The organism is Pseudomonas crudilactis (assembly GCF_013433315.1).
GTDB lineage: Bacteria > Pseudomonadota > Gammaproteobacteria > Pseudomonadales > Pseudomonadaceae > Aquipseudomonas > Aquipseudomonas crudilactis.
This window is the reverse complement of sequence record NZ_WXVV01000012.1, coordinates 13,191-36,007: the sequence shown is the minus strand read 5'-3', so window position 1 is coordinate 36,007 and position 22,817 is coordinate 13,191. Positions and strand designations below refer to the sequence as shown.

The 22,817-nt window shown below is 59.7% G+C and carries 17 protein-coding genes and 4 tRNA genes; 5 read left to right on the top strand and 16 right to left on the bottom strand.

The annotated features are described in order from the left end of the window. Positions 1-52: 52 nt before the first annotated feature. From leuB to leuC, 4 genes are all read right to left on the bottom strand, one after another. Positions 53-1,135 (bottom strand): 3-isopropylmalate dehydrogenase, encoded by a 1,083-nt coding sequence (gene leuB, locus GTU76_RS14685; RefSeq protein WP_003226430.1) that lies wholly within the window; start codon positions 1,133-1,135, stop codon positions 53-55. A 54-nt stretch (positions 1,136-1,189) separates the two neighbouring features. Continuing rightward, complete coding sequence (locus tag GTU76_RS14680) at positions 1,190-1,957, bottom strand: class I SAM-dependent methyltransferase (protein ID WP_180698909.1); 768 nt, start codon at positions 1,955-1,957, stop codon at positions 1,190-1,192. A gap of 147 nt (positions 1,958-2,104) precedes the next feature. Further along, positions 2,105-2,749 (bottom strand): 3-isopropylmalate dehydratase small subunit, encoded by a 645-nt coding sequence (gene leuD / locus GTU76_RS14675; RefSeq protein WP_007913445.1) that lies wholly within the window; start codon positions 2,747-2,749, stop codon positions 2,105-2,107. Positions 2,750-2,760: 11 nt separating this feature from the next. Next, positions 2,761-4,179 carry a 3-isopropylmalate dehydratase large subunit gene (gene leuC / locus GTU76_RS14670; RefSeq protein ID WP_180698908.1) on the bottom strand — a complete coding sequence of 473 codons (1,419 nt, stop codon included), beginning with the start codon at positions 4,177-4,179 and terminating at the stop codon, positions 2,761-2,763. A 140-nt stretch (positions 4,180-4,319) separates the two neighbouring features. Here leuC and GTU76_RS14665 point away from each other — a divergent pair, with 140 nt between their 5' ends. The 3 genes from GTU76_RS14665 (at position 4,320) to GTU76_RS14655 (ending at position 10,335) form a co-directional block, all read left to right on the top strand. Continuing rightward, positions 4,320-5,204, top strand: a complete 885-nt coding sequence (locus GTU76_RS14665; protein ID WP_016984526.1) for a LysR family transcriptional regulator — start codon at positions 4,320-4,322, stop codon at positions 5,202-5,204. Positions 5,205-5,278: 74 nt separating this feature from the next. Then, on the top strand, positions 5,279-8,557 hold the full coding sequence (locus GTU76_RS14660) for a sensor domain-containing protein (RefSeq protein ID WP_180698907.1): 3,279 nt from the start codon (positions 5,279-5,281) through the stop codon (positions 8,555-8,557). A gap of 86 nt (positions 8,558-8,643) precedes the next feature. Beyond that, the gene (locus tag GTU76_RS14655) at positions 8,644-10,335 is read left to right on the top strand and encodes a molecular chaperone HscC (protein WP_180698906.1); all 1,692 of its coding nucleotides are present in this window, start codon (positions 8,644-8,646) and stop codon (positions 10,333-10,335) included. On the opposite strand, the gene GTU76_RS14650 is transcribed toward GTU76_RS14655, so the two are convergent. From GTU76_RS14650 to gltX, 12 genes are all read right to left on the bottom strand, one after another. After that, entirely contained in the window at positions 10,332-13,028 is a 2,697-nt protein-coding gene (locus GTU76_RS14650) for a DUF805 domain-containing protein (RefSeq protein ID WP_180698905.1), read from the bottom strand. The genes GTU76_RS14655 and GTU76_RS14650 overlap by 4 nt on opposite strands. Continuing rightward, positions 13,025-13,720, bottom strand: coding sequence for a DUF1266 domain-containing protein (locus GTU76_RS14645; protein ID WP_180698904.1), 696 nt, complete (start codon positions 13,718-13,720; stop codon positions 13,025-13,027). The genes GTU76_RS14650 and GTU76_RS14645 overlap by 4 nt, the downstream gene beginning before the upstream one ends. 188 nt (positions 13,721-13,908) lie before the next feature. Continuing rightward, complete coding sequence (locus tag GTU76_RS14640) at positions 13,909-14,355, bottom strand: Hsp20 family protein (RefSeq protein WP_007913433.1); 447 nt, start codon at positions 14,353-14,355, stop codon at positions 13,909-13,911. Positions 14,356-14,476: 121 nt separating this feature from the next. Further along, a complete protein-coding gene (locus tag GTU76_RS14635) occupies positions 14,477-15,436 on the bottom strand; it encodes a tRNA dihydrouridine synthase (RefSeq protein ID WP_175554841.1) in 960 nt (319 codons plus the stop codon). 168 nt (positions 15,437-15,604) lie between these two features. Next, positions 15,605-16,054 (bottom strand): acyl-CoA thioesterase, encoded by a 450-nt coding sequence (locus GTU76_RS14630; protein ID WP_180698903.1) that lies wholly within the window; start codon positions 16,052-16,054, stop codon positions 15,605-15,607. A gap of 46 nt (positions 16,055-16,100) precedes the next feature. Then, positions 16,101-16,934, bottom strand: coding sequence for an alpha/beta fold hydrolase (locus GTU76_RS14625; protein WP_175554843.1), 834 nt, complete (start codon positions 16,932-16,934; stop codon positions 16,101-16,103). 30 nt (positions 16,935-16,964) lie between these two features. Beyond that, positions 16,965-17,504 (bottom strand): TetR/AcrR family transcriptional regulator, encoded by a 540-nt coding sequence (locus GTU76_RS14620; RefSeq protein WP_007913421.1) that lies wholly within the window; start codon positions 17,502-17,504, stop codon positions 16,965-16,967. A 182-nt stretch (positions 17,505-17,686) separates the two neighbouring features. Further along, positions 17,687-17,762 (bottom strand) — tRNA-Glu (locus GTU76_RS14615). Positions 17,763-17,842: 80 nt separating this feature from the next. Next, positions 17,843-17,918 (bottom strand) — tRNA-Ala (locus tag GTU76_RS14610). Positions 17,919-17,971: 53 nt separating this feature from the next. Continuing rightward, positions 17,972-18,047 (bottom strand) — tRNA-Glu (locus GTU76_RS14605). Positions 18,048-18,126: 79 nt separating this feature from the next. Continuing rightward, positions 18,127-18,202 (bottom strand) — tRNA-Ala (locus tag GTU76_RS14600). A gap of 203 nt (positions 18,203-18,405) precedes the next feature. Further along, positions 18,406-19,887: a glutamate--tRNA ligase gene (gene gltX / locus GTU76_RS14595; protein WP_016983544.1), complete on the bottom strand. Its 1,482-nt coding sequence runs from the start codon at positions 19,885-19,887 to the stop codon at positions 18,406-18,408. A 228-nt stretch (positions 19,888-20,115) separates the two neighbouring features. Between gltX and GTU76_RS14590 the strand changes: the two genes are divergently transcribed. Together GTU76_RS14590 and GTU76_RS14585 are read left to right on the top strand one after the other, a co-directional pair. Continuing rightward, positions 20,116-21,165: an HlyD family secretion protein gene (locus tag GTU76_RS14590; RefSeq protein WP_127926569.1), complete on the top strand. Its 1,050-nt coding sequence runs from the start codon at positions 20,116-20,118 to the stop codon at positions 21,163-21,165. Continuing rightward, positions 21,155-22,705, top strand: coding sequence for an MDR family MFS transporter (locus GTU76_RS14585; protein ID WP_016983543.1), 1,551 nt, complete (start codon positions 21,155-21,157; stop codon positions 22,703-22,705). The genes GTU76_RS14590 and GTU76_RS14585 overlap by 11 nt, the downstream gene beginning before the upstream one ends. Positions 22,706-22,817: the final 112 nt, after the last annotated feature.

Here is a 22,817-nt window from a genome sequence, read left to right as displayed (position 1 = left end):
CTTGAAAAGTGGGCCGCTGCTTTGTATTGAATTTCGCAGCGGGCCCGAGAGATTACAGATTCCGCAGCGCGGCGACTACTGCGTCGCCCATTTCCTGCGTACCGACTTTGGTGCAACCGGCCGAATAGATGTCGCCAGTACGCAGCCCTTGATCAAGGACAACGCTGACAGCTTTTTCGATAGCATCAGCCGCGTCGTGCAGATTGAAGCTGTAACGCAGCATCATCGACACCGACAGAATGGTTGCCAACGGGTTGGCGATGCCTTTGCCAGCGATGTCCGGCGCCGAACCGTGGCACGGCTCGTACATGCCCTTGTTGTTGGAGTCCAGCGAGGCCGACGGCAGCATGCCGATGGAACCGGTGAGCATCGACGCTTCGTCGGACAGGATGTCGCCGAACATGTTGTCGGTGACGATCACGTCGAACTGCTTCGGCGCGCGCACCAGTTGCATGGCGGCGTTGTCGACGTACATGTGGCTCAGTTCGACTTCTGGATAGTCCTTGGCCACTTGCTCGACCACTTCACGCCACAGTTGGCTGGAAGCCAGCACGTTGGCCTTGTCCACCGAGCAGAGCTTCTTGCCACGGACCATGGCCATGTCGAAACCGACACGGGCGATGCGGCGGATTTCGCTCTCGCTGTATGGCAGCGTGTCGTAGGACTGACGCTCGCCGTTTTCCAGGGTACGGGTGCCGCGTGGCGCGCCGAAGTAGATGCCGCCGGTCAGTTCACGGACGATGAGGATGTCCAGGCCAGCAACGATTTCCGGCTTCAGGCTCGAAGCATCGGCCAGTTGCGGGTACAGAATCGCCGGACGCAGGTTGCCGAACAGGCCCAGTTGCGCACGGATTTTCAGCAGGCCACGCTCAGGGCGGATGTCACGCTCGATGGTGTCCCATTTCGGGCCGCCAACGGCGCCCAGCAACACGGCGTCAGCAGCGCGGGCACGGTCGAGGGTTTCATCGGCCAGCGGCACGCCGTGCTTGTCGATGGCGGCGCCACCGATCACGTCATGGCTCAGCTCGAAGCCCAGGCTGTATTTGTCGTTGGCCAACTCCAGCACCTTGACCGCTTCGGCCATGATTTCCGGACCAATACCGTCACCTGGGAGAATCAGAATCTGCTTGCTCATGCTTTCCTCGTGTCTTCAGTCGGTGCGCCAACTTAGGCGCGCCCGGAAAAATTCTTATCGCTCAGCCATCAATACGATTACATCTGTACTGAACGAGCCGTCGGCATCAATCTCAAAATATTCACGCACTTCTTGGCCCATCGACTGCTGCAACTGGCGGATCGCGGCGCGCATCACTTCAGGCGTGCGCATGCGTTCAACCCAACTGGTGTACTCCAGACGCAGGCGCTGACGCGTGGTACTGCTTACATGCAAACCGGCCTCGCTGACCTGACGCAGCCATTCGGCGGCGGAATAATCGCGCACATGACTGGTGTCACGCAGCACCTCGACGCTTTGCAGGTAAGTGTCGAACAACGGACTGCCCGGTGACAACACATCAACGAACGCCGCCACACCGTCCGGCTTCAACACCCGACGCACTTCGCGCAGGGCCACGCCGAGATCGCTCCAGTGATGCGCCGAATAACGGCTGAACACGAAGTCGAACTCGCCATCGGCAAACGGCAGACGCTCGGCGGCGCCGTTGACCGTGGCAATGTTGCTTATGCCGCGATCAACGGCAGCGGCGGCGACCACGTCGAGCATTTGCTGCGACAGGTCGTAGGCGACCACTTCCCTGACCAGCGGTGCCACGTGAAAACTGACGTGACCGGCGCCGCAGCCCAGATCCAGCACCCGGGCGCTGCCCTGCCCTTTCAGCTCAGCCTGTAGCAGGGCGAACTCGGTGCCTTGAGCGTGAACGGCGCTGCTCAGGTAGGCGGCGGCCTGTTCACCGAATTGCTTTTGTACGACCTGAGTGTGCTGGGCGGTGCTGGTCATGGTCACATCCTTCTGGGTTTTAGCCTTTTATTGCCTGGACTAACGCCTTCGCGAGCAAGCTCGCTCCCACACTTGAAATGCATTCCCCTGTGGGAGCGAGCTTGCTCGCGAAGAGGCCAGCCTGAACTGCATCAATTCAAAAGTTGCTTATGCGTCGCGGAACAACCACGGCTGGCTAACCCGATGCTTGGCCTCAAACGTCGCAATCGCATCACCGTCCTGCAAGGTCAAACCAATATCGTCCAGACCATTCAACAGGCAGTGCTTGCGGAACGCATCGATCTCGAAGCTGTACACCTTGCCATCCGGACGGGTCACGGTCTGCGCTTGCAGATCGACCTGCAATTGATAGCCCGGCTCAGCCTCGACCTGCTTGAACAACTCATCGACTTCAGCGTCGCTCAAGATGATCGGCAGCAAGCCGTTCTTGAAGCTGTTGTTGAAGAAAATGTCGGCGTAGCTCGGCGCGATGATGCTGCGGAAACCGTATTCTTCCAGCGCCCATGGCGCGTGTTCACGGCTGGAGCCGCAACCGAAGTTCTCACGGGCCAGCAACACGCTGGCGCCTTGATAACGCTCGGCGTTGAGCACGAAGTCCTTGTTCAACGGGCGCTTGGAGTTGTCCTGATACGGCTGACCAACATCGAGGTAACGCCATTCATCGAACAGGTTCGGGCCGAAACCGGTGCGCTTGATCGACTTCAAGAACTGTTTGGGAATGATTTGGTCGGTGTCGACGTTGGCACGATCCAAAGGCGCGACAAGACCAGTGTGCTGGGTAAAAGCTTTCATGCTGCGCTCCTTTAGATCAATTCACGAACGTCGATGAAACGACCGTTCACCGCTGCCGCAGCCGCCATGGCCGGGCTGACGAGGTGGGTGCGGCCACCGGCGCCCTGACGGCCTTCGAAGTTACGGTTGGACGTCGAGGCGCAATGCTCGCCGGACTCCAAACGGTCCGGGTTCATCGCCAGGCACATCGAGCAACCCGGCTCACGCCATTCGAAACCGGCTTCGAGGAAAATCTTGTCGAGACCTTCGGCCTCCGCCTGCGCCTTGACCAGACCCGAGCCCGGCACCACGATCGCTTGCTTGATGGTCGAAGCGACTTTGCGGCCCTTGGCAATCACTGCCGCAGCGCGCAAGTCTTCGATACGCGAGTTGGTGCAGGAACCGATGAACACGCGATCCAGCTGAATGTCGGTGATCGCCTGATTGGCGGTCAAACCCATGTATTTCAAGGCACGGACGATCGAGTCGCGTTTGACCAGATCCATCTCTTTGGCCGGGTCCGGCACGTTCTGATCAACGGCCAATACCATTTCCGGCGAAGTGCCCCAGCTGACTTGCGGCTTGATCTGCGCAGCGTCGAGTTCAACCACGGTATCGAACTTGGCATCGGCGTCGGAGACCAGATCTTTCCAGGCTTCGACGGCCATGTCCCATTCCGCGCCTTTCGGGGCGAATGGGCGGCCTTTCACATAGTCGACAGTCTTCTGATCCGCCGCCACCAGACCGACGCGGGCACCAGCTTCGATGGACATGTTGCAGATGGTCATGCGGCCTTCGACGGACAAGTCGCGGATCGCGCTGCCAGCGAATTCGATGGCGTGGCCGTTACCGCCGGCAGTGCCGATCTTGCCGATCACCGCGAGAACGATGTCCTTGGCGGTCACGCCGAACGGCAACTGCCCTTCAACGCGCACCAACATGTTTCTCATTTTCTTGGCGACCAGGCACTGGGTGGCGAGCACGTGCTCGACCTCGGAAGTGCCGATACCGTGCGCCAGAGCGCCGAACGCGCCGTGGGTCGATGTGTGCGAGTCGCCGCAGACCACGGTCATGCCCGGCAAGGTCGCGCCCTGCTCCGGGCTGATGACGTGGACGATGCCTTGGCGGACGTCGTTCATCTTGAACTCGACGATGCCGTATTCATCACAGTTGTCATCGAGGGTCTGAACCTGCAAACGCGAGACCTGGTCGGCAATGGCTTCGATGCCGCCCTTGCGCTCAGGAGTCGTTGGTACGTTGTGGTCCGGGGTCGCGATGTTGGCATCGATGCGCCAAGGCTTGCGCCCGGCCAGACGCAGGCCTTCAAAGGCTTGCGGCGAAGTCACTTCGTGAATGATATGACGATCGATATAGATCAGCGCCGAGCCATCGTCGCGCTGCTTGACCAAATGCGAATCCCAGAGCTTGTCGTAGAGCGTTTTGCCGGCCATCAGACGGTTCCTCATCAGCTTGTTTCTATGCCCTGGGCTTATCAATAACCCTTTGGCTTGTGAGGCCGATCCTATGGGGTTAGATTAAATAACTCAAATTCATATTTTTTATGCTTTGGATAACCAACTGGAATACGAACATGGATCTGGCCAACCTCAACGCTTTTATCGCGATTGCCGAGACCGGCAGCTTCTCCGGCGCCGGCGAACGTCTGCATCTGACGCAGCCGGCGATCAGCAAACGCATCGCCGGGCTGGAGCAGCAATTGAAGGTGCGCCTATTCGATCGACTGGGCCGTGAAGTCGGCCTGACCGAGGCCGGCCGCGCCCTGTTGCCACGGGCTTATCAGATTCTCAACGTGCTGGATGACACCCGCCGCGCCCTGACCAACCTCACCGGCGAAGTCAGCGGTCGCCTGACGCTGGCCACCAGTCACCACATTGGCCTGCACCGTTTGCCGCCTCTATTAAGGGAATTCACCCGCCGTTACCCACAGGTGGCGCTGGATATTCAGTTCCTAGATTCGGAAGTGGCCTACGAGGAAATTCTCCATGGCCGCGCCGAACTGGCGGTCATCACCCTGGCGCCAGAGCCGCACGCACTGGTCAAAGCCACGCCGGTGTGGGACGACCCGCTGGATTTCGTGGTTGCCCCTGAGCATTCGCTGATCAGCAATGGCCCCGTCAATCTGGCGGACATCGCCGGTCATCCGGCGGTTTTCCCCGGTGGCAACACCTTCACGCACCACATCGTCCAACGCTTGTTCGAGGCCCAGGGCCTGACGCCGAACATCGCCATGAGCACCAACTACCTGGAAACCATCAAGATGATGGTGTCGATTGGCCTGGCCTGGAGCGTTTTGCCGCGCACCATGCTCGATGATCAGGTGGCGAGCATCGCTTTACCGGGCATACAACTCACTCGCCAGCTAGGCTATATCCTGCATACCGAACGGACGCTATCGAATGCGGCGAGAGCCTTTATGGCATTGCTGGACGCACAACTCGATCTGCCAGGGACTTGAGGCCAACTTGTGCTACTCCTATAGAGCCGCTGCCCCTGTGCCTAATGACACCATCAGCTCAAGGCCTGTCCACAATGCCGAAATCTGTTGACCGAACTCCGCCGATGCCGCGTATTCAGGCGATTGACCCGCGTCATTCCGAGCAGAGCTGGGAGAGTGCGCCGCAATTGCTGGCGGCGCTCAACGGCGCGCGGCTCGGCGCCTGGTATTGGGACATCGAGCGCGGGCAGATCAGTTGGTCACGGGGCACTCAGGCGTTGTTCGGCTTCGATCCACGCCAGCCGTTGCCGGAAGACCTCGAATACCTCGATTTATTGCCTCCGGAAGACCGCGCGAAAACCGTGCGCGCCTTCCACGCGGTGATTGCCGGTGCGCCGCTGGAGCAAGCCATGCACCACCGCATCCAATGGCCTGACGGCAGCCTGCACTGGCTGGAGATCAGCGGGAGTCTGCTGCCGGACAAAAACGGCCGCCCCCGAATGATCGGGGTGATTCGCGAAATCACCCACCAGCGCCAACGCGAGCAAGCGCTGAGCAGCTCGGAGAAACGTTTCGCCACACTATTTCACCTATGCCCCAACATGGTTTTGCTCACCCGCCAGGAAGACGGCCTGATCAGTGAGGCCAACCAGTATTTCGAAAGCCTGTTCGGCTGGCCGGTACAAAGCGCTATTGGCCGCACCACGCTGGAACTGGGCCTGTGGGTGCACCCCGAACAGCGCGGCGAACTGGTCAAGAAGACCAACACCAAGGGCGAATTGATCAGCATGGAGGTGCAGTTTCGCGCCAGCAACGGGCAGATTCACGACGGCATTCTCAGTGCGCAGAAAGTCGAGCTCGAAGGCCAGCCGTATCTGCTCAGCACCTTCCTCGACACCACCGAACGCAAAGCCGCCGAACACGCCTTGAAGGACAGCCAGGAACGCCTCGATCTGGCACTGGACTCGGCACAGCTCGGCACCTGGGACTGGCACATCCCCAGCGGCATGCTCTACGGTTCAGCGCGGGCCGCGCAATTGCACGGGCTGGAACCGAAACCTTTTCATGAATCATTCGAAGAGTTTTTCGAAGGCGTGCCCGGCGAAGAGCGCGACAGCATGCGCGACGCCTACCGCAGCCTGCGCGAAGGCCCGGCGGGCAATTATCAACTGACCTATCGCGTGCAATTGCCGGACGGCAGTTCGCGCTATCTGGAAAGCCGCGCCCGCCTCTACCGCGACGACGACGGCGCACCGCTGCGCATGGCCGGCACACTGCTCGACATCACCGATCAGGTCGAGCGTGAACAGCGGCTGGTGGCCTCGGAAGAGAAATTCGCCACGCTGTTCCAGGTCAGCCCGGACCCGATCTGCGTCACCCGCCAGGACAGCGGCGAGTTCATCGAGATCAATAACAGCTTTACCCAGACGTTCGGCTGGAGCGCCGCCGACGTCATCGGCCATACCGCAGAAGAAATTGGCCTGTGGGACGCCTCGGCGAAAAGCCTGCAACGGATTGAACGGGTGATTCGCGAACAGGGCTTGAGCAATGTCGCGATCATCGTCCAGCACAAGGACGGCCAGTCGCTGACCTGTGTGATTTCCAGCCGGCAGATCAGCGTCGGCGACCAGGCTTGTATCGTCACCACCCTGCGCGACATTACCCAGCAGCAGCGCTCGGAAGCGGCGCTGAAAGCCAGTGAGGAGAAATTCGCCAAGGCGTTCCACTCCAGTCCCGACGCAATCACCATTACCGAGCGCGACACCGGGCGTTATCTGGAGGTCAACGACGGTTTTTGCCGTCTCACTGGCTATCGTGCCGAAGAGGTCGTGGGCAAAACGGTTTATCAGGTGGGTATTTGGGCTGAAGAGAAACAGCGTTCGGCGTTACTCGCCGAGTTGCAGATCAAGGGTCGCGTACACCACCAGGAAATGCTCGGGCGCAACAAACGCGGGGAAATTCTGACGGTGGAGGTCTCGGTCGAGCCGATCACTCTCAATGAAACCGCGTGCCTGCTGCTGACCGCGCGGGACGTCAGCCTGCTGAAAAACGCCGAAGCGCAGATTCGACATCTGGCCTATCACGACCCGCTGACCAACCTGCCCAACCGCGCCCTGCTGATGGATCGCCTGAGCCAGCAGATCGCCCTGCTCAAGCGCCACAACCTGCGCGGCGCCTTGCTGTTTCTCGACCTCGATCACTTCAAGCACATCAACGATTCCCTCGGCCACCCGGTCGGCGACACGGTGCTGAAGATCATCACCGCGCGGCTCGAAGCCAGCGTGCGCATGGAAGACACGGTCGCGCGCCTCGGTGGCGACGAGTTTGTCGTGCTGCTCAGCGGTCTCGAAGGCTCGCGCAATGAAGTCAGCGCGCAAGTGCGCAATCTGGCCGACACCCTGCGTGAATTGCTCTCGGAACCGATGTTCCTCGACGGCCAGCGCCTGCAAGTCACGCCAAGCATTGGCGTAGCGCTGATCCCCGATCACGGCTCGACGCCGACCGACCTGCTCAAACGCGCCGACATTGCCCTGTACCGGGCCAAGGATTCCGGGCGCAACACCACGCAGATGTACCACAACACCATGCAGAAAGCCGCCAGCGAACGGCTGCGCATGGAGACCGACTTGCGCCTGGCGCTGTCGCGCGGTGAATTCAACGTGCACTTTCAGCCGCAGGTCGACGCCCGCGACAACCGCATCATCGGTGCCGAAGCCTTGGTGCGCTGGAATCACCCGGAGCTGGGCGCGCAGTCACCCACCGAGTTCATCAAAGTGCTGGAAGACAGCGGCCTGATTCTCGAAGTCGGCACCTGGATCCTCGACGAAGCCTGCAACGCCTTCAAACAACTGATTGCGTTGAAGCTGGTCGATCCGCTGAATTTCAGCCTGTGCGTGAATATCAGTCCACGACAGTTCCGCCAGAACGACTTTGTCGAGCGCATCGAGCACAGCATGAGCAGCCATGGCCTGCCCTGTTCGCTACTGAAACTGGAGATCACCGAAGGCATCGTCATCCAGAATCTGGAAGACACCATCAGCAAAATGCGCCGGCTGAAAAAGCTCGGCGTAAGTTTCGCCATGGATGATTTCGGCACCGGTTATTCGTCGCTGACTTACCTCAAACGGCTGCCGGTGGACACGCTGAAAATCGATCAGTCGTTTATTCGCGATGCGACGACCGATCCGAACGATGCCGAGATCATCCGCGCAATCGTCGCCATGGCGCGCAGCCTTGAGCTGGAGGTGATTGCCGAGGGCGTGGAAACCCCGGAACAACTGGCGTTCCTTCAGGGTTTGGGCTGCCATTTGTATCAAGGCTATCTGCACAGCAGACCGGTTGCACTGGAGGATCTGAAAAAGCTCCTGCCATAACCGGTGCACGTTGCAACAGAAGCGCAATTGCCACGATTTGCGCCAACCTGTAGGGTCGCGTTTTTTGCGCCGTTTCGAGATCTGACATGCAGGATGCAACCCTCCCCCGCCCGGCTCTGCTGGGCATCGACCTTGGCACCACCAACAGTCTGATCGCCGTCTGGCAGGACGGTCAGGCCCGCCTGATTCCCAACGCCCTGGGTGATGTGCTGACGCCCTCGGTGATCAGCCTCGATGAAGACGACACGATTCTGGTCGGCAAAGCTGCCCGCGCCCGCCTGACCACACATCCGGAACGCAGCGCTGCGGCGTTCAAGCGCTTCATGGGCAGCGATAAACAAGTCCAGCTCGGGGCACGTCAGTTCAGTCCGGAAGAGTTGTCAGCGCTGGTGCTCGGTTCACTCAAGCAGGACGCCGAAGCCTTTCTCGGCCACCCGGTTACGGAAGCGGTGATTTCCGTCCCGGCGTATTTCAGCGATGAACAACGCAAACGCACACTGTTCGCCGCCGAACTGGCCGGGCTCTCGGTGACGCGCCTGATCAACGAACCCACGGCCGCCGCCATGGCTTACGGGCTGCATGAGCAGAAGTTCGAACGCACGCTGATCTTCGATCTGGGCGGCGGCACCTTCGACGTCACGGTGCTGGAATACGCTTTGCCGCTGATCGAAGTGCACGCCTCCACCGGCGACAACTTTCTCGGCGGCGAAGACTTCACGGCTGCGCTGTTGCAGGCCTGCCTGAAACACTGGCAACTGACCCCGGCAATGGTCGACGCGCAAAGCATGGCCAGCCTCGGTGATGCGCTTGAGCAGCTCAAATGCAAACTCGGCGAAGGCACTCAACACCTGAGCTGGCGCCACGCCGACAAAACCTTCGAATGGTCACTGGACGAAGCGGCGGCGGTAAAAATCTGGGAACCGCTGCTGGCGCGTTTGCGCGCGCCGATCGAACAAGCGCTGCGCGATGCCCGACTCAAGCCCCGCGACCTCGACAGCCTGGTGCTGGTCGGCGGCGCCACGCGCATGCCCGCCGTGCAGCAAATGGTCGCCACGCTGTTCGGGCGCCTGCCTTACCGACATCTTGATCCGGATACCATTGTTGCGCTGGGCGCGGCGACGCAAGCGGCGTGCAAGGCGCGTGACGGGGCGGTCGAAGAACTGATTCTGACCGATGTCTGCCCTTACACGCTGGGCATTGCGACCATGCGTGGCAAAGGCATCAACGGCGCGTTTTCGCCGATCATCGAACGTAACACCGTCATCCCGACCTCAAGGGTGGAACGCTATTACACCACCCAACCCAAGCAAACAGTGCTGCGCATCGCCGTCTATCAGGGTGAACGGCCGTGGGTTTGCGACAACATTCTGATTGATGCTTTCGATGTCACGTTGACGCCCACTGAACACATCCAGGAACTGGACGTGCGCTTCAGTTATGACATCAACGGTTTGCTCGAAGTCGACGTTACCCTGCTCGAAACCGGCGAGCGTCACAGTCACAGCATCGACCGCAGCCCCACCGGCCTGGACGAGCAAGCGCGCCGAGACAGCCATAACCGGCTGTCTACTCTGAAAGTCCATCCACGCGACGCGCTGCCCAACCGCACGTTGCTCGCCCGCCTGGAGCGGGCATGGATGCAGAGTCTGGGCGAGCAACGCGAGCACATTGCCGAATGGTTGCACAACTTCACCAGCGTGCTCGGCGGCCAGCAATCAGCGGAGATTGCCAGCCATCGCACAGAGCTGAACAAGGCGTTGGATCAACTGCGCCTCTAGCCGTTGAGCCGCCGTAAAGCAGCCTGCAGGCCGCCGGACAGCGTCTCGCTATCGCCGCTGTCCGGCGGCACACCATAGCGGTTGGGCAACTTGTCACCGGCAAGCCCGAACAACACCAACGGCAGGAATGGCAAAAACGGCGTCAGCGCCATGAAGATCAGCAACGTCGGAATGCCCCGGCCCATGTCGTGCAAACGGCGCAGAATGGCGCCGAACACCAGCAGCACGCCCAATAGCAGGATAAGAATGCCAGCGCCCGTGGTGCCACTGATCAGCCCGGCCACTGGCGCAATCACTACGCAGGCCAAGACCTGAGCGATAAAAGCCTTACGCCCCAACCGCGATCCCAGACGCCAGATCGCTGTCGCCGGTACCGGCTGAGCATCGCTTTTCGCCAGCAGCAATCGTTCCGACCAGGACAATAACGCGCACAGAGCCAGGCGCAGGCCGACGCTGTTCTGCACATCGTCCTTGCCCTGTTGCAGTTGGCGCAGGACGCGCGTTTTCGGCACCCCGGCAGCGCCATAACGAATCAAGCCCTTGAGCGCATCCAGTGCTTCGTACGCCAACAGTTTGTCGACGCCAAAATCCGTCAGCACGTTGCGCGGCGGCCACACCGGTTCGCCTTTGATCAAACCGTCGCGGAAGCCTTCGAACCAATCGTCCTCACAACTGATCGCCGCGATCGATTGCAACAACGCGCGATGCTGCTCGGCACTCAGGCTCGGATCGTGATAGAGCACGCCCCAGAACATCATCAACCCCAGCAAATCGTCGCCGCAGGCAGCACGATCACTTTCGAGGCAGGTGTAAAGCAGGCTATTGGCCGGCAACCGGATACTGTCGAGTGCCTGCTGTACGCTGAACAATTGCTGCACCAACAAGCCGTGCACCGGGTCATTGCCTTGCAACCATCCGAGCAAACCGGCGCAATGGCCTTGCTCACGCTGCAAGCGCCGCAACAACGGTTGCAGGCGACCCAAGGGATGGGCCGGATTGAAAGGCAGGCGCTCCACGCACTGCGCGTCAATCAGTTGCAACCAGCGTTCGGGCTGGTCCAGCAATGCCAGCAAAAACAAGGTCTGTGCGTGCCACTCCCAAGTGGCCTCACCCAGCCCGACTGGCGGAAACTGAATGCCGCGACGGCTCAACTGGAGCATCAAGTCGAGCTCGGACAAGTCACAGTCGTCTTTGAGCGCAGCCAGCTTGAACGCGTCTGCCAATCGTTCCAGCGCAGCGTCGCTGTAAGGCCGCAAGCGACGCAACCACAGCCGACAGACCTTGTGCCGCTCGCCGTCGGTCAGCACCTGCGGCAATGGCCGCGCAGCTGAATCAGCATCGCTGAACACGCTCATGGCCGACGCAATCGGCGCCGTGCGCAACCAGTGCAGGTGTTGCCCGGCCTGATATTTGAACCCGCTCATCACCAGGCTTTCGAGGGCATCGATGGGCAGCGGTGCATCCACAATCTGCTGCAACAACGCCGTATCACCGCGATGCAGCGCCCAGGCGTACCGGTATAAATGCAGCAATCGGCTGTCGGCATTTTCGCCCAGCAATTGCGCGAGCAATGGCAGTTCATCACCGGTCACGCGCCAATCGACAAAGCTTTGCGCAAGGCTCTCAAGCTTTAACCGCCCGACACCCAGCCAACGGTTCAGCGTCTCGGGATGTTGTGACGGACAGCCATACACCTGGGCGTCATCGCCAAGATCCTCTGGCCAGGCAGAAATGCCCTGCAGACGATCGAATGCCTGAATCAGCAAGGGCAGAAAAGTCGGCTGGCGCTTGGCACACAGCTCCAGCAGACAACTTTCCGCCATCGGATGGCGATGTTCGTTCCACAGCCGGATCCAGCACGGCAATGCCTGATCGTCGCGCCCCAGCAGACTGCTCTGACACGCCAACAGGTAAAGCCAGTCGACATCGTCCGGTGCAGCAAGCTGCTGCTCGATACAGCACTGCAAAAACGTCGGCCCGCCAATACCTGCCTGAGTGAACTGCACCAGCAGACGCTTGAGGAACGCGGCATCATTCGGCAACGGCAGGCAGGTGTGCTGACTGGCGAAGTCGGCGAACTCAGGCAGTGGACGCTGGTTGAAGATGAAGTCGAGGCTACGGGCATACCACAGTGATTCAGTCTGGGCGGCCTCTGACCATGTGCTCATCAGATCCGTATCGAACGGGTCCGGCGTTTCGATTCGCTGGAGAAAGGACTCCACCCGATGCGCGTCGTCGAAACCCAGATCCAGCAACTGTTGATCCCAGGCCATACGTTTGGCCAAAAGATTTGCGCAGCGGTACGACAACGGACCGGCGTCGGCCAGCCGGTGGTACAAGCCCCAGCTGAGTTCATCGAGCACGTCCAGCGACAGCTCATCCAGCCTCCGGACAAATGCCTGCCACGCAGCGAAATTGAACCGGCGAGCAGGATCATCAAGCAGCTCGCAGAATTCCACGAATGCCCGAGGGATTTCAACGACCTCGGGTTCTGATGCTTCGAGCGTTTGTTCGGGCTCTTCTTCCTCGCCTTCACGAGCCAGACGCAGGGCGTTTTCGTAGGCCATGCGCAACGCCTGGAAGCCTTGCGGGTCAGTCTCCGGGTGATGCGCCGGCAAGCGTGCGCGGTAGGCGTTGCGAATCAGGGTTTCGTCGTTGGTAGGCTCGATGCCCAGGCGGATCCAGCAACTCATGACCAGTCGAACTCCTTGAGCGATGCCGGGCGTGGTGGTAGATCAATCTCCATGTGCCATGGCAAATCAGCCAGAAACTGAGGGATGTTCTCGGCAAGGCCGCGGGCAATCCGCACGTTAAGGGGATTGGCGCCTTGTCGGTCCAGCTCACGCGCAAGCTCATCGTCGCTGGCACTCAGGCACGACCAAAACGTCCGGCCCACGACAAAGCCATCGAAGTAAGCCATCCAGCTACCGTAGTGAAATTGCGCTCTGAGGGCCAAACGGCTGTGCAGCCAGTTGCTTTCGTCCAGGTCGACCCACTGATTGCGCACCGCGCAACGCAAGAGAAAACCCATGCGGCCATAGTCCCAGGACAGAATCCCGCCCGGCCCGCAACTGCCGAACGTGCGACTGGCAAACTCATGCAGGATGCGTTCGCGGAGACTCAGGTCGTCGAGCAGAGCCTGCCATTCACTTGGCAGACAACGCTGCCACGCCAAGTACGCCGCGCTGAGGTGCTTGGCATGGCCCTCGTCGGTCATCCGTACGAGCATGTCGAACAGCTGGCCACGGTCATCGATCCCCCAACTGTCCTGCAGGTCGATGTAGCGATCATTGCAGAACGCCGGGTCGTCGTAGCTGGCGCCGGTATTGATCGCCGCCATGGGTGCAGACAGGGCGCACAGCCAGCGCTGTTGAATCTCGTCCATGAAAAAAGGCTCCAGGCCGACCGGTGAGGAATGGGGGTCGGCAAAACTGCCGCGGATTGTAGAGAAACCGCCGCCGGCGGCAAAGTCGTACAGCGCTTTTCTTGCGCGCACAAAAAAGGCCCCGACGTATCGGGGCCTTCATTCAGCGGCTCATCGCCTGTTCAGACGATTGTGTTGCGGCGCATGACTCAGTGCTGCAACGCCGGCTTCTGCGTCCCGTTGATCGGGATGCGTTTGGCTTTCGCTTCTTCCGGGATCACTCGCAGCAGGTCGATGCTCAGCAGACCATTGCTCAGATCCGCCGCCTTGATCTCGATGTGATCGGCCAGGCGGAAGGACAGCTTGAAAGCACGTTGGGCGATGCCCTGATGCAGGAAGGTCACGCCTTCGTTGGCATCACGCTTGCCGCCACTGATGGTCAGCACACCCTTCTCGACTTGCAGCTCCAGGTCTTCTTCCTGGAAACCGGCGGCCGCTACGACGATGCGGTATTGGTCATCACCGTGTTTTTCGACGTTGTAAGGTGGGTAGCTGCTGCCTGGCTCGTTGCGCAGGGCGGTTTCGAACAGGTCATTGAAACGGTCGAAACCGACCGAGGAACGGAACAGTGGCGCGAGGGAAAATGCAGTACTCATGGTTCAAATCTCCTGAAAACAATCAGCAAGGTTTTTTGACTCCGCGACCCGAATTCGGCATCGCGTAACCCTTAGATAAGGACCGCTGAAATGATTTCAAGAGACTATTTGCAGATTTTTTTCAGGCCGCTTCGGCGACCGGCAGACCGAGCAAACGCGAGACGTGATCCGGCTCAGTTTCACGGCGCAGGACGGTGAACAGCTCAACCGCCTCGGGATAATTGCGCGTCAGCATGGCCAGCCATTGCTTCAAACGGCCCGGCGACTGGCGCGCGGTCATCTGCGCTTTGGCTTGCAGCCAGAAGTCCTGGATCAGCGGCATCAGCTCGGCCCAGGTCATCTCGACCACTTCTTCTCCAGCGCGAGCAGCAGCGATCTGTTTGGCCAGATCCGGGCGCGACACCAGACCGCGACCGAGCATGATGTCTTCCACGCCACTGATTTCGCGGCAACGCCGCCAGTCTTCAACGCTCCAGATATCACCATTGGCGAAAACCGGGACTTTGACCACGTCTTGCACGCGCGGAATCCATTCCCAATGCGCCGGCGGTTTGTAGCCATCCATTTTAGTTCGGGCGTGAACCACGATGTGTTCGGCGCCGCCTTCGGCCAGCGCCGTGGCGCAGACCAGCGAACCGTCGGGGCTGTCGAAACCGAGGCGCATTTTTGCGGTGACGGGAATGTGCGCGGGTACGGCGCGGCGCACGTGCTCGACGATCTGGTTGAGCAGTTCCGGCTCTTTGAGCAGAACGGCGCCGCCACGGGATTTGTTCACGGTCTTGGCCGGGCAGCCGAAGTTGAGGTCAATGACTTCGGAGCCGAGTTCGCAGGCCAGTGCAGCGTTTTCCGCCAGACACACCGGATCGGAACCGAGCAATTGCACACGCAATGGCACGCCAGATGCGGTACGCGCGCCGTTGAGCAGCTCAGGGCCGAACTTGTGAAAGTAGGCTGGAGTGAGCAACTGGTCGTTGACCCGAATGAATTCGGTCACGCACCAATCGATGCCGCCAACGCGGGTCAGCACGTCGCGAAGGATGTCGTCGACCAACCCCTCCATGGGCGCCAGAGCAATTTGCATGGGAAAATACTACTTGAAGAAAAACGTGCGGCAGTTTACTGGATATCGCACAAATCCGCAGAACAACACATATCCCTTGTAGGAGTGAGCCTGCTCGCGATAGCGGTGTGTCAGTGAGGCATATGTTGGCTGACACACCGCTATCGCGAGCAGGCTCACTCCTACAGTTTAGATTCGGGCAGATTCCGGGATCTGGATCGCCGGGCCATAACCGTCAATGAATTCGGTCGGCATGCGCTTAGGCTTGCCCGTGGACAGTTCAATACAGACAAACGTGGTCTGCGCGCGCAGCAGCGTCGCATTGTCGCTCGGACGTTTGAGCTGAAAATGCCGGGTCATTTTCAGGCGCTGATCCCAATCAACGATCCAGGTCGCCAATTGCAGTTCGTCGCCTTCATAGGCTGCAGCGAGATAATCGATCTCGTGGCGCACTACAGCCATCGCCCGATCCAGTCGCCGATACTCGACCAGATCCAGGCCCAGACGTTGCGAGTGGCGCCAGGCACAGCGCTCGAGCCAGGTGACGTACACCGCGTTGTTCGCGTGGCCCAGCCCGTCGATGTCCTCGGCGCCTACTTGCAGATCAATGGTAAACGGCGTTGCCCGATCCCAGCCCATGCCCCACTCCCGGTCAATGTATTCAACCGGGGCAGTGTAACGGAGCTCACGCCGATTGGCGCGCCTGAAGGCTGCGACCGGCGAGCAGTGATAACACGCCATCAATCACCCGAGGGTCGGCCAGCACGCGCTGGTGACCGCCATCTTCAAGGCGCAACAAACGGCTATCGAACCAGGATTCGTGGATCACTTGCGATTCCTTGACCGAGACGAAATTGTCATCCTCGGCATGCACGATCAGGCCGGGCATATCCAGTTGATAGTGAGCGACATCAAGGGTGGCGGCGCGCATACCGACATCTTGCTCGACTTGGCGGATGAAAGCGGAACGGGCTCGGGGCGGCATGCCGACGTAGCGGGCAAAACCGCGCAGTACGCCGAGTATTCGAGCCGGCGCGGCAATGCTGACCAGCGTTTCGGTGCGCAAGCCCAATTGCACGGCGAGCATGGCGCTGGCGCCGCCCATGGAATGACCGATCACCGCTTGCAGCGGCGGCAACTCCGCAGCTGCTTCGAGCATCGCCCGAGCAAACAATACGACGTTGGCTTCACGCCCCGGCGAACGCCCGTGGGCCGGACCATCGAGCGCGACAACGGTATAACCGGCCTCGACCAGCGCGGTAATCAGTGCGGCGAACTGAGTGGGCCGCCCTTCCCAACCGTGCATCAGCAGCACTGTCGGACCTTGGCCCCAGCGCAGCGCCGAGAGGCCGAAGCGCAAAGTGATGCGTTCGGAACTGGCCAGCAGCGGCAACTCCCAATCGCGCAGCGGCAGCGAGCGTGGCGTCATGAATGCCAGACGCATTTTGCTCGCCACTCGTTGCGGTGCAATCCAGCCCAAGGTGCCATTAACGCCACGAACCCACTTCAACGTGTTCATCGCTCTCTCCTCAGGCCTGTTGCCTTCAGGTCAACGCACCGCCGACTTGGCAGCGCGCAGCAATCGATCGGATAAATCTCCCGGGCCCAGCGCCCTTGCCAGCGCCAGACCACCCACCATCAAGGCCACGTCGGCCAGGGCTTTGTCGGTGTCCTCAGGGCTGGACGCCAACTGCGCAATCATCAACTCCAGGTGTTCGTTCAGCGCGATGCGGAACGATTCCGGCAGACGACCCAATTCGCCGATGGACGCTGGAATCGGGCACGCGGCGTCGCTGGAATCACGGTGCTTGCGCGACAGGTAGAACGCGGCAACCAAGGCGCGCCGCTCTTCGCCGGTCAATTCGGCATCCATGTCGGCAATCAGGTCGCGGCGGCGACCGAGCAATTGCTTGAACGCTTCGAGCATCATCGCGTCCTTGCTTTCGAAATGCGCATAGAAGCCACCGACGGTGAGGCCGGCTGCGCCCATCACTTCGCCCACGCTCGGGTCAGCCGGGCCGCGCTGAATCAGTGCGGCGCTGGCAGCCTTGAGGATGCGTTCGCGGGTTTGAGCTTTTTTATCGTTCATCGTTGCCTCCGAATATTACGACTAGAATATTATTCGCATAATAATATTCTGCAAGTCAAGGATATGACCGCTGGTCTGAAGCACAGTGTAAGGAAAAAGGAGAATTGGCCAAACGCCAGACAAACAAAAGGGCCATTCAATAATTGAATGACCCTTATAAAATCCCGCAGAGCGGGTAATCGTGGCGTCCCCTAGGGGACTCGAACCCCTGTTACCGCCGTGAAAGGGCGGTGTCCTAGGCCACTAGACGAAGGGGACACAAACCTTCTATACAACTGATCAGTGCTGAGATCTGATCGATTCAAGGCCGGTGTGGCCAGACCTTGAACGTGTAAAATTGGTGGAGCTTAGCGGGATCGAACCGCTGACCTCCTGCATGCCATGCAGGCGCTCTCCCAGCTGAGCTAAAGCCCCGGATTTTTCGCCTCGCGGCGGAGCGACATCTTGCAACATCGCTTCTGTAAAACTGGCGTCCCCTAGGGGACTCGAACCCCTGTTACCGCCGTGAAAGGGCGGTGTCCTAGGCCACTAGACGAAGGGGACGCAAACCCTTCTATACAACTGATCAACGCTGAGTGTTGATCGCTTCGGAGCCGGTGTGGCCAGGCTTCGAAGTGTAAATTGGTGGAGCTAAACGGGATCGAACCGTTGACCTCCTGCATGCCATGCAGGCGCTCTCCCAGCTGAGCTATAGCCCCTCATCGTTGATGTCATCGCTGAGGACGGGGCGAATCTTAAGGGCGTATCGAAAGCCTGTCAAACTTATTTTTGAAATTTTTCAAAGTTTTTCGTCGGCATAACAATCACTTACCGCCCTCCCCCGTAAATTCGGGGGGAAAAACGCCGAAGGCCGGAATCAAAAGATCCCGGCCTTCGGTGGTTCCTGCAGAGTCAGACGTGCTTAAGCGATAGCGCCCAGCAGCTTTTCCCACTCTTTGTTTTCTTTCTTCGACACGCCACCCAGCAGGTCAATCGCCTGACGCAGACGATAACGGGTCAGGTCCGGGCCAATGATTTCCATCGCATCGAGCACCGACACCGAACTCGCCTGCCCGGTGATCGCGGCAAACATCAATGGCATCGCATCGCGCAGTTTCAACTCCAGCGATTCAACCACAGCCTGAATCGTTGCAGTGATGTTGTCCTTCTCCCACTGACGCAGGCTTTCCAGCTTCCACAGGATCAACTGCATCAACTGCCGAACCTGATCGCCCGACAGTTTCTTCGATTCGAACAGCTTGGCATCCGGATTGACGCCGCCGGCGAAGAAGAAACCGCCCAGCGGTGCAACCTGGCTGAAGGTTTCAACGCGGCCCTGCACCAGCGGCGCGATCTTCATCATGTACTCCGGGTTCAATGCCCAGGTCTGCAAGCGGCTGGCGAACTCTTCCACCGGCAGGTCACGCAGCCATTGGCCGTTGAGCCACGACAGCTTCTCGATGTCGAAGATCGGCCCACCCAGCGAAACACGCTTGAGATCAAAGTTGTCGACCATTTCCTGCAGCGAGAACTTCTCGCGCTCGTCCGGCATCGACCAGCCCATGCGACCGAGGTAGTTGAGCATCGCTTCCGGCATGAAGCCCATGCGCTCGTAGAACGTCACCGAGGTCGGGTTCTTGCGCTTGGACAGCTTGCTCTTGTCCGGGTTACGCAGCAGCGGCATGTAACACAGCTCTGGTTGTTCCCAGCCGAAGTATTCGTAAAGCAGGATCAGTTTCGGCGCCGATGGCAGCCACTCTTCGCCACGCAGCACGTGGGTGATGCCCATCAGGTGGTCGTCGACGACGTTGGCGAGGAAGTACGTCGGCAGGCCGTCGGTCTTCATCAGCACTTGCATGTCCATGCGATCCCACGGGATCTCGACATCGCCACGCAGCATGTCCGGGACGACGCAAACGCCTTCGCTCGGCACTTTCATGCGGATCACGTGGGGTTCGCCGGCAGCCAGACGCGCCGCAACTTCTTCCTTCGACAGCAGCAGCGCGCGGCCGTCATAGCGCGGGGTTTCGCCGCGAGCCATTTGCTCAGCGCGCATCTGATCGAGTTCTTCAGCAGTGCAGAAGCATGGGAACGCATGACCCATGTCGACCAGCTGCTGGCAGTACTTCTGATAGATATCGCCACGCTCGCTCTGACGGTATGGACCGTGCGGGCCGCCAACGTCCGGGCCTTCGCTCCAATCGATACCCAACCAGCGCAGGGCGTCGAAGATCTGCTGTTCGGACTCGCGGGTCGAACGCAACTGGTCGGTGTCTTCGATCCGCAGGATGAACTCACCGCCATGCTGCTTGGCAAAGCAGTAGTTGAACAATGCGATGTAAGCGGTACCTACGTGGGGATCCCCGGTAGGCGATGGCGCGATGCGAGTGCGGACGGTGGTCATGGCATGTCTCGAAAAGAATGAAAAGCAAAACAATCAAGCGGCGAATGGTAACAGGCGACACCCGCCCCGCTCCAGCGGGCAGGGCATTTAAGCCAAGTTTGCGTCTGTAACGCCCGTAAGCCGTGGTGAATGGGCAATAATCAACGGATGGCATTTACCGTTTATCGGCTGTATGCCAGATTCGCCTGCTGATAACTTTCCTTACAATTCCTCGACTACAGTTTGCCCATGCCTGCCCAACTCAAGCGTCGCCTGTTGATTTTCCTGCTGCTCGTCCTGCTGATCGCCGGGGGCTTTTTCGCCCATTGGTTTTTCAAGGGACGCTTTTATGAAAGCACCGACAACGCCTATGTCCAGGGCGAAATCACCCGTGTGTCGAGCCAGTTGAGCGCGCGTATCGATGAAGTGCTGGTGCAGGACAATCAGCACGTGGAAAAAGGCCAACTGCTGGTGCGCCTTGAGCCGAATGATTTCCGCCTGGCCATTGATCGCGCCAATGCCGCCCTCGCCACCCGAGAAGCCGAACGCCTGCAGGCGCAAAGCAAACTGACTCAGCAAGCCAGTCTGATTGCTTCCAGTGATGCGCAGGTGGCGACCACACAAGCAACGCTCGGCCGCTCGCAGATGGATTTGTCGCGGGCCGAAACCCTGCGCAAACCCGGTTATGTTTCCGAAGAACGCGTGACCACCCTCTCCGCTGACGCGCATATCGCCCGTTCGCAAGTGGCCAAGGCGCAAGCCGACGCACAGGGCCAGCGCCAGCAGGTCAACGCCCTGAACGCGGAAATCAAACGCCTCGACGCACAGATCGCCAACGCCCGCGCCGATCTCGCGCAAGCCGAACTCAACCTGACCCGCAGCGAAATCCACGCGCCAATCAGTGGTCTGGTCGGCCAGCGCGCCGCCCGTAACGGCCAAGTGGTGCAGGCCGGCGCTTATCTGCTGTCGATCGTCCCGGACGAAGACATCTGGGTGCAGGCCAACTTCAAGGAAACCCAGATCGGCCACATGCAGCCCGGGCAAAAAGCCGAACTGACCTTTGATGCGTATGGCGACACGCCGATCGAAGCGCGGGTCGACAGCCTGTTCGCTGCCTCCGGCGCGCAATTCAGTCTGCTGCCGCCGGACAACGCCACCGGCAACTTCACCAAGGTCGTGCAGCGGATTCCGGTGAAACTGACCTTCAAGGCCGATAACCCGTTGCACGGCAAGATCCGTCCGGGCATGTCGGTGACCGCCACCGTGAACATCAAAGACGCCCCGGACAATGGCCGGTGATTCGCTGATCCGCCCGGTCGGCGAACCGACCCGGCGCGATTGGATCGCAGTGATGAGCGTGATGCTCGGCGCCTTTATGGCGGTGCTCGACATCCAGATCACCAACTCTTCCTTGAAAGATATTCAGGGCGCCTTGTCGGCGACGCTGGAAGAAGGCTCGTGGATTTCCACGTCGTATCTGGTCGCGGAAATCATCATGATTCCGCTGACCGCGTGGCTGGTGCAGTTGCTGTCGGCGCGGCGACTGGCGGTGTGGGTGTCGCTGGGTTTTCTGGTTTCGTCATTGCTGTGCTCGATGGCCTGGAGCCTGGAGAGCATGATCGTCTTTCGCGCCATGCAGGGTTTTACCGGCGGCGCGCTGATCCCGCTGGCGTTCACCCTGACCCTGATCAAACTCCCCGAACACCACCGCGCCAAAGGCATGGCGATGTTCGCCATGACCGCCACGTTCGCCCCGTCGATCGGCCCGACGCTGGGCGGCTGGCTTACGGAAAACTGGGGTTGGGAATACATCTTCTATATCAACATTCCGCCGGGCCTGATCATGATCGCCGGGTTGATGTACGGGCTGGAGAAGAAAGAAGCGCACTGGGAGCTGCTGAAAAGTACCGACTACACCGGCATCCTCACGCTGGGGATTGGCCTCGGTTGCTTGCAGGTGTTTCTGGAAGAAGGCCATCGCAAGGACTGGCTGGAATCAAGCCTGATCGTGACGCTGGGCAGCATTGCGCTGGTGAGCTTGATCACCTTTGTGATCGTGCAGATCTCCAAACCCAATCCGCTGATCAACCTTGGCATTCTGCGCAATCGCAACTTTGGCTTGTCGAGTATTTCCAGCCTGGGAATGGGTGTCGGGTTGTACGGTTCGATTTATTTGTTGCCGTTGTATCTGGCGCAGATCCAGAACTATAACGCCCTGCAGATCGGCGAAGTGATCATGTGGATGGGCGTGCCGCAGCTGTTTCTGATTCCGCTGGTGCCCAAGCTGATGAAGTTTGTTTCGCCAAAATGGCTGTGCACGATCGGATTTGGACTGTTCGGATTGGCGAGTTTTTCGTCCGGTGTGCTCAATCCGGATTTTGCCGGGCCGCAGTTCAATCAGATCCAGATCATTCGGGCGCTGGGGCAGCCGTTGATCATGGTGACCATTTCGCTGATCGCCACGGCGTACATCCTGCCGCAGGACGCGGGGTCGGCGTCGAGCCTGTTCAATATCCTGCGAAATCTGGGCGGCGCGATTGGTATTGCCCTGCTCGCGACGCTGCTGGATGCGCGCACCAAGACCTACTTCGACTATTTGCGCGAGGCGGTGGTGCCGACCAATCCGCAGGTGGCGGAGCGATTGGCGTCGATGACCGATCGGTTTGGCAGTGATACAGCAGCGTTGGGCAAGTTAAGTGAGATCGTCCATCAGCAGGCAGCGATCATGGCTTACAACGATGCGTTTCACTTTGTCGGGATTGCGCTGGGGATCAGCATGCTGGCGATATTGTTGACCAAAAAACTGCCGCAAGGGTTGAAGGCTGGGGAGTCTCATTAAGACCGAGTCGCCGCCATTCGCGAGCAAGCTCGCTCCCACAGGGAATTTGCAAACGACACAATTCCAATGTGGGAGCGAGCTTGCTCGCGAAGAGGCCCGACTAAACACTGCA

What these genes read in the sequence shown, in the direction of transcription:
- leuB (WP_003226430.1), bottom strand. Translation starts at nt 1,135, where the DNA reads ATGAGCAAGCAGATTCTGATTCTCCCAGGTGACGGTATTGGTCCGGAA.
- GTU76_RS14680 (WP_180698909.1), bottom strand. Translation starts at nt 1,957, where the DNA reads ATGACCAGCACCGCCCAGCACACTCAGGTCGTACAAAAGCAATTCGGT.
- leuD (WP_007913445.1), bottom strand. Translation starts at nt 2,749, where the DNA reads ATGAAAGCTTTTACCCAGCACACTGGTCTTGTCGCGCCTTTGGATCGT.
- leuC (WP_180698908.1), bottom strand. Translation starts at nt 4,179, where the DNA reads ATGGCCGGCAAAACGCTCTACGACAAGCTCTGGGATTCGCATTTGGTC.
- GTU76_RS14665 (WP_016984526.1), top strand. Translation starts at nt 4,320, where the DNA reads ATGGATCTGGCCAACCTCAACGCTTTTATCGCGATTGCCGAGACCGGC.
- GTU76_RS14660 (WP_180698907.1), top strand. Translation starts at nt 5,279, where the DNA reads ATGCCGAAATCTGTTGACCGAACTCCGCCGATGCCGCGTATTCAGGCG.
- GTU76_RS14655 (WP_180698906.1), top strand. Translation starts at nt 8,644, where the DNA reads ATGCAGGATGCAACCCTCCCCCGCCCGGCTCTGCTGGGCATCGACCTT.
- GTU76_RS14650 (WP_180698905.1), bottom strand. Translation starts at nt 13,028, where the DNA reads ATGAGTTGCTGGATCCGCCTGGGCATCGAGCCTACCAACGACGAAACC.
- GTU76_RS14645 (WP_180698904.1), bottom strand. Translation starts at nt 13,720, where the DNA reads ATGGACGAGATTCAACAGCGCTGGCTGTGCGCCCTGTCTGCACCCATG.
- GTU76_RS14640 (WP_007913433.1), bottom strand. Translation starts at nt 14,355, where the DNA reads ATGAGTACTGCATTTTCCCTCGCGCCACTGTTCCGTTCCTCGGTCGGT.
- GTU76_RS14635 (WP_175554841.1), bottom strand. Translation starts at nt 15,436, where the DNA reads ATGCAAATTGCTCTGGCGCCCATGGAGGGGTTGGTCGACGACATCCTT.
- GTU76_RS14630 (WP_180698903.1), bottom strand. Translation starts at nt 16,054, where the DNA reads ATGGGCTGGGATCGGGCAACGCCGTTTACCATTGATCTGCAAGTAGGC.
- GTU76_RS14625 (WP_175554843.1), bottom strand. Translation starts at nt 16,934, where the DNA reads ATGAACACGTTGAAGTGGGTTCGTGGCGTTAATGGCACCTTGGGCTGG.
- GTU76_RS14620 (WP_007913421.1), bottom strand. Translation starts at nt 17,504, where the DNA reads ATGAACGATAAAAAAGCTCAAACCCGCGAACGCATCCTCAAGGCTGCC.
- gltX (WP_016983544.1), bottom strand. Translation starts at nt 19,887, where the DNA reads ATGACCACCGTCCGCACTCGCATCGCGCCATCGCCTACCGGGGATCCC.
- GTU76_RS14590 (WP_127926569.1), top strand. Translation starts at nt 20,116, where the DNA reads ATGCCTGCCCAACTCAAGCGTCGCCTGTTGATTTTCCTGCTGCTCGTC.
- GTU76_RS14585 (WP_016983543.1), top strand. Translation starts at nt 21,155, where the DNA reads ATGGCCGGTGATTCGCTGATCCGCCCGGTCGGCGAACCGACCCGGCGC.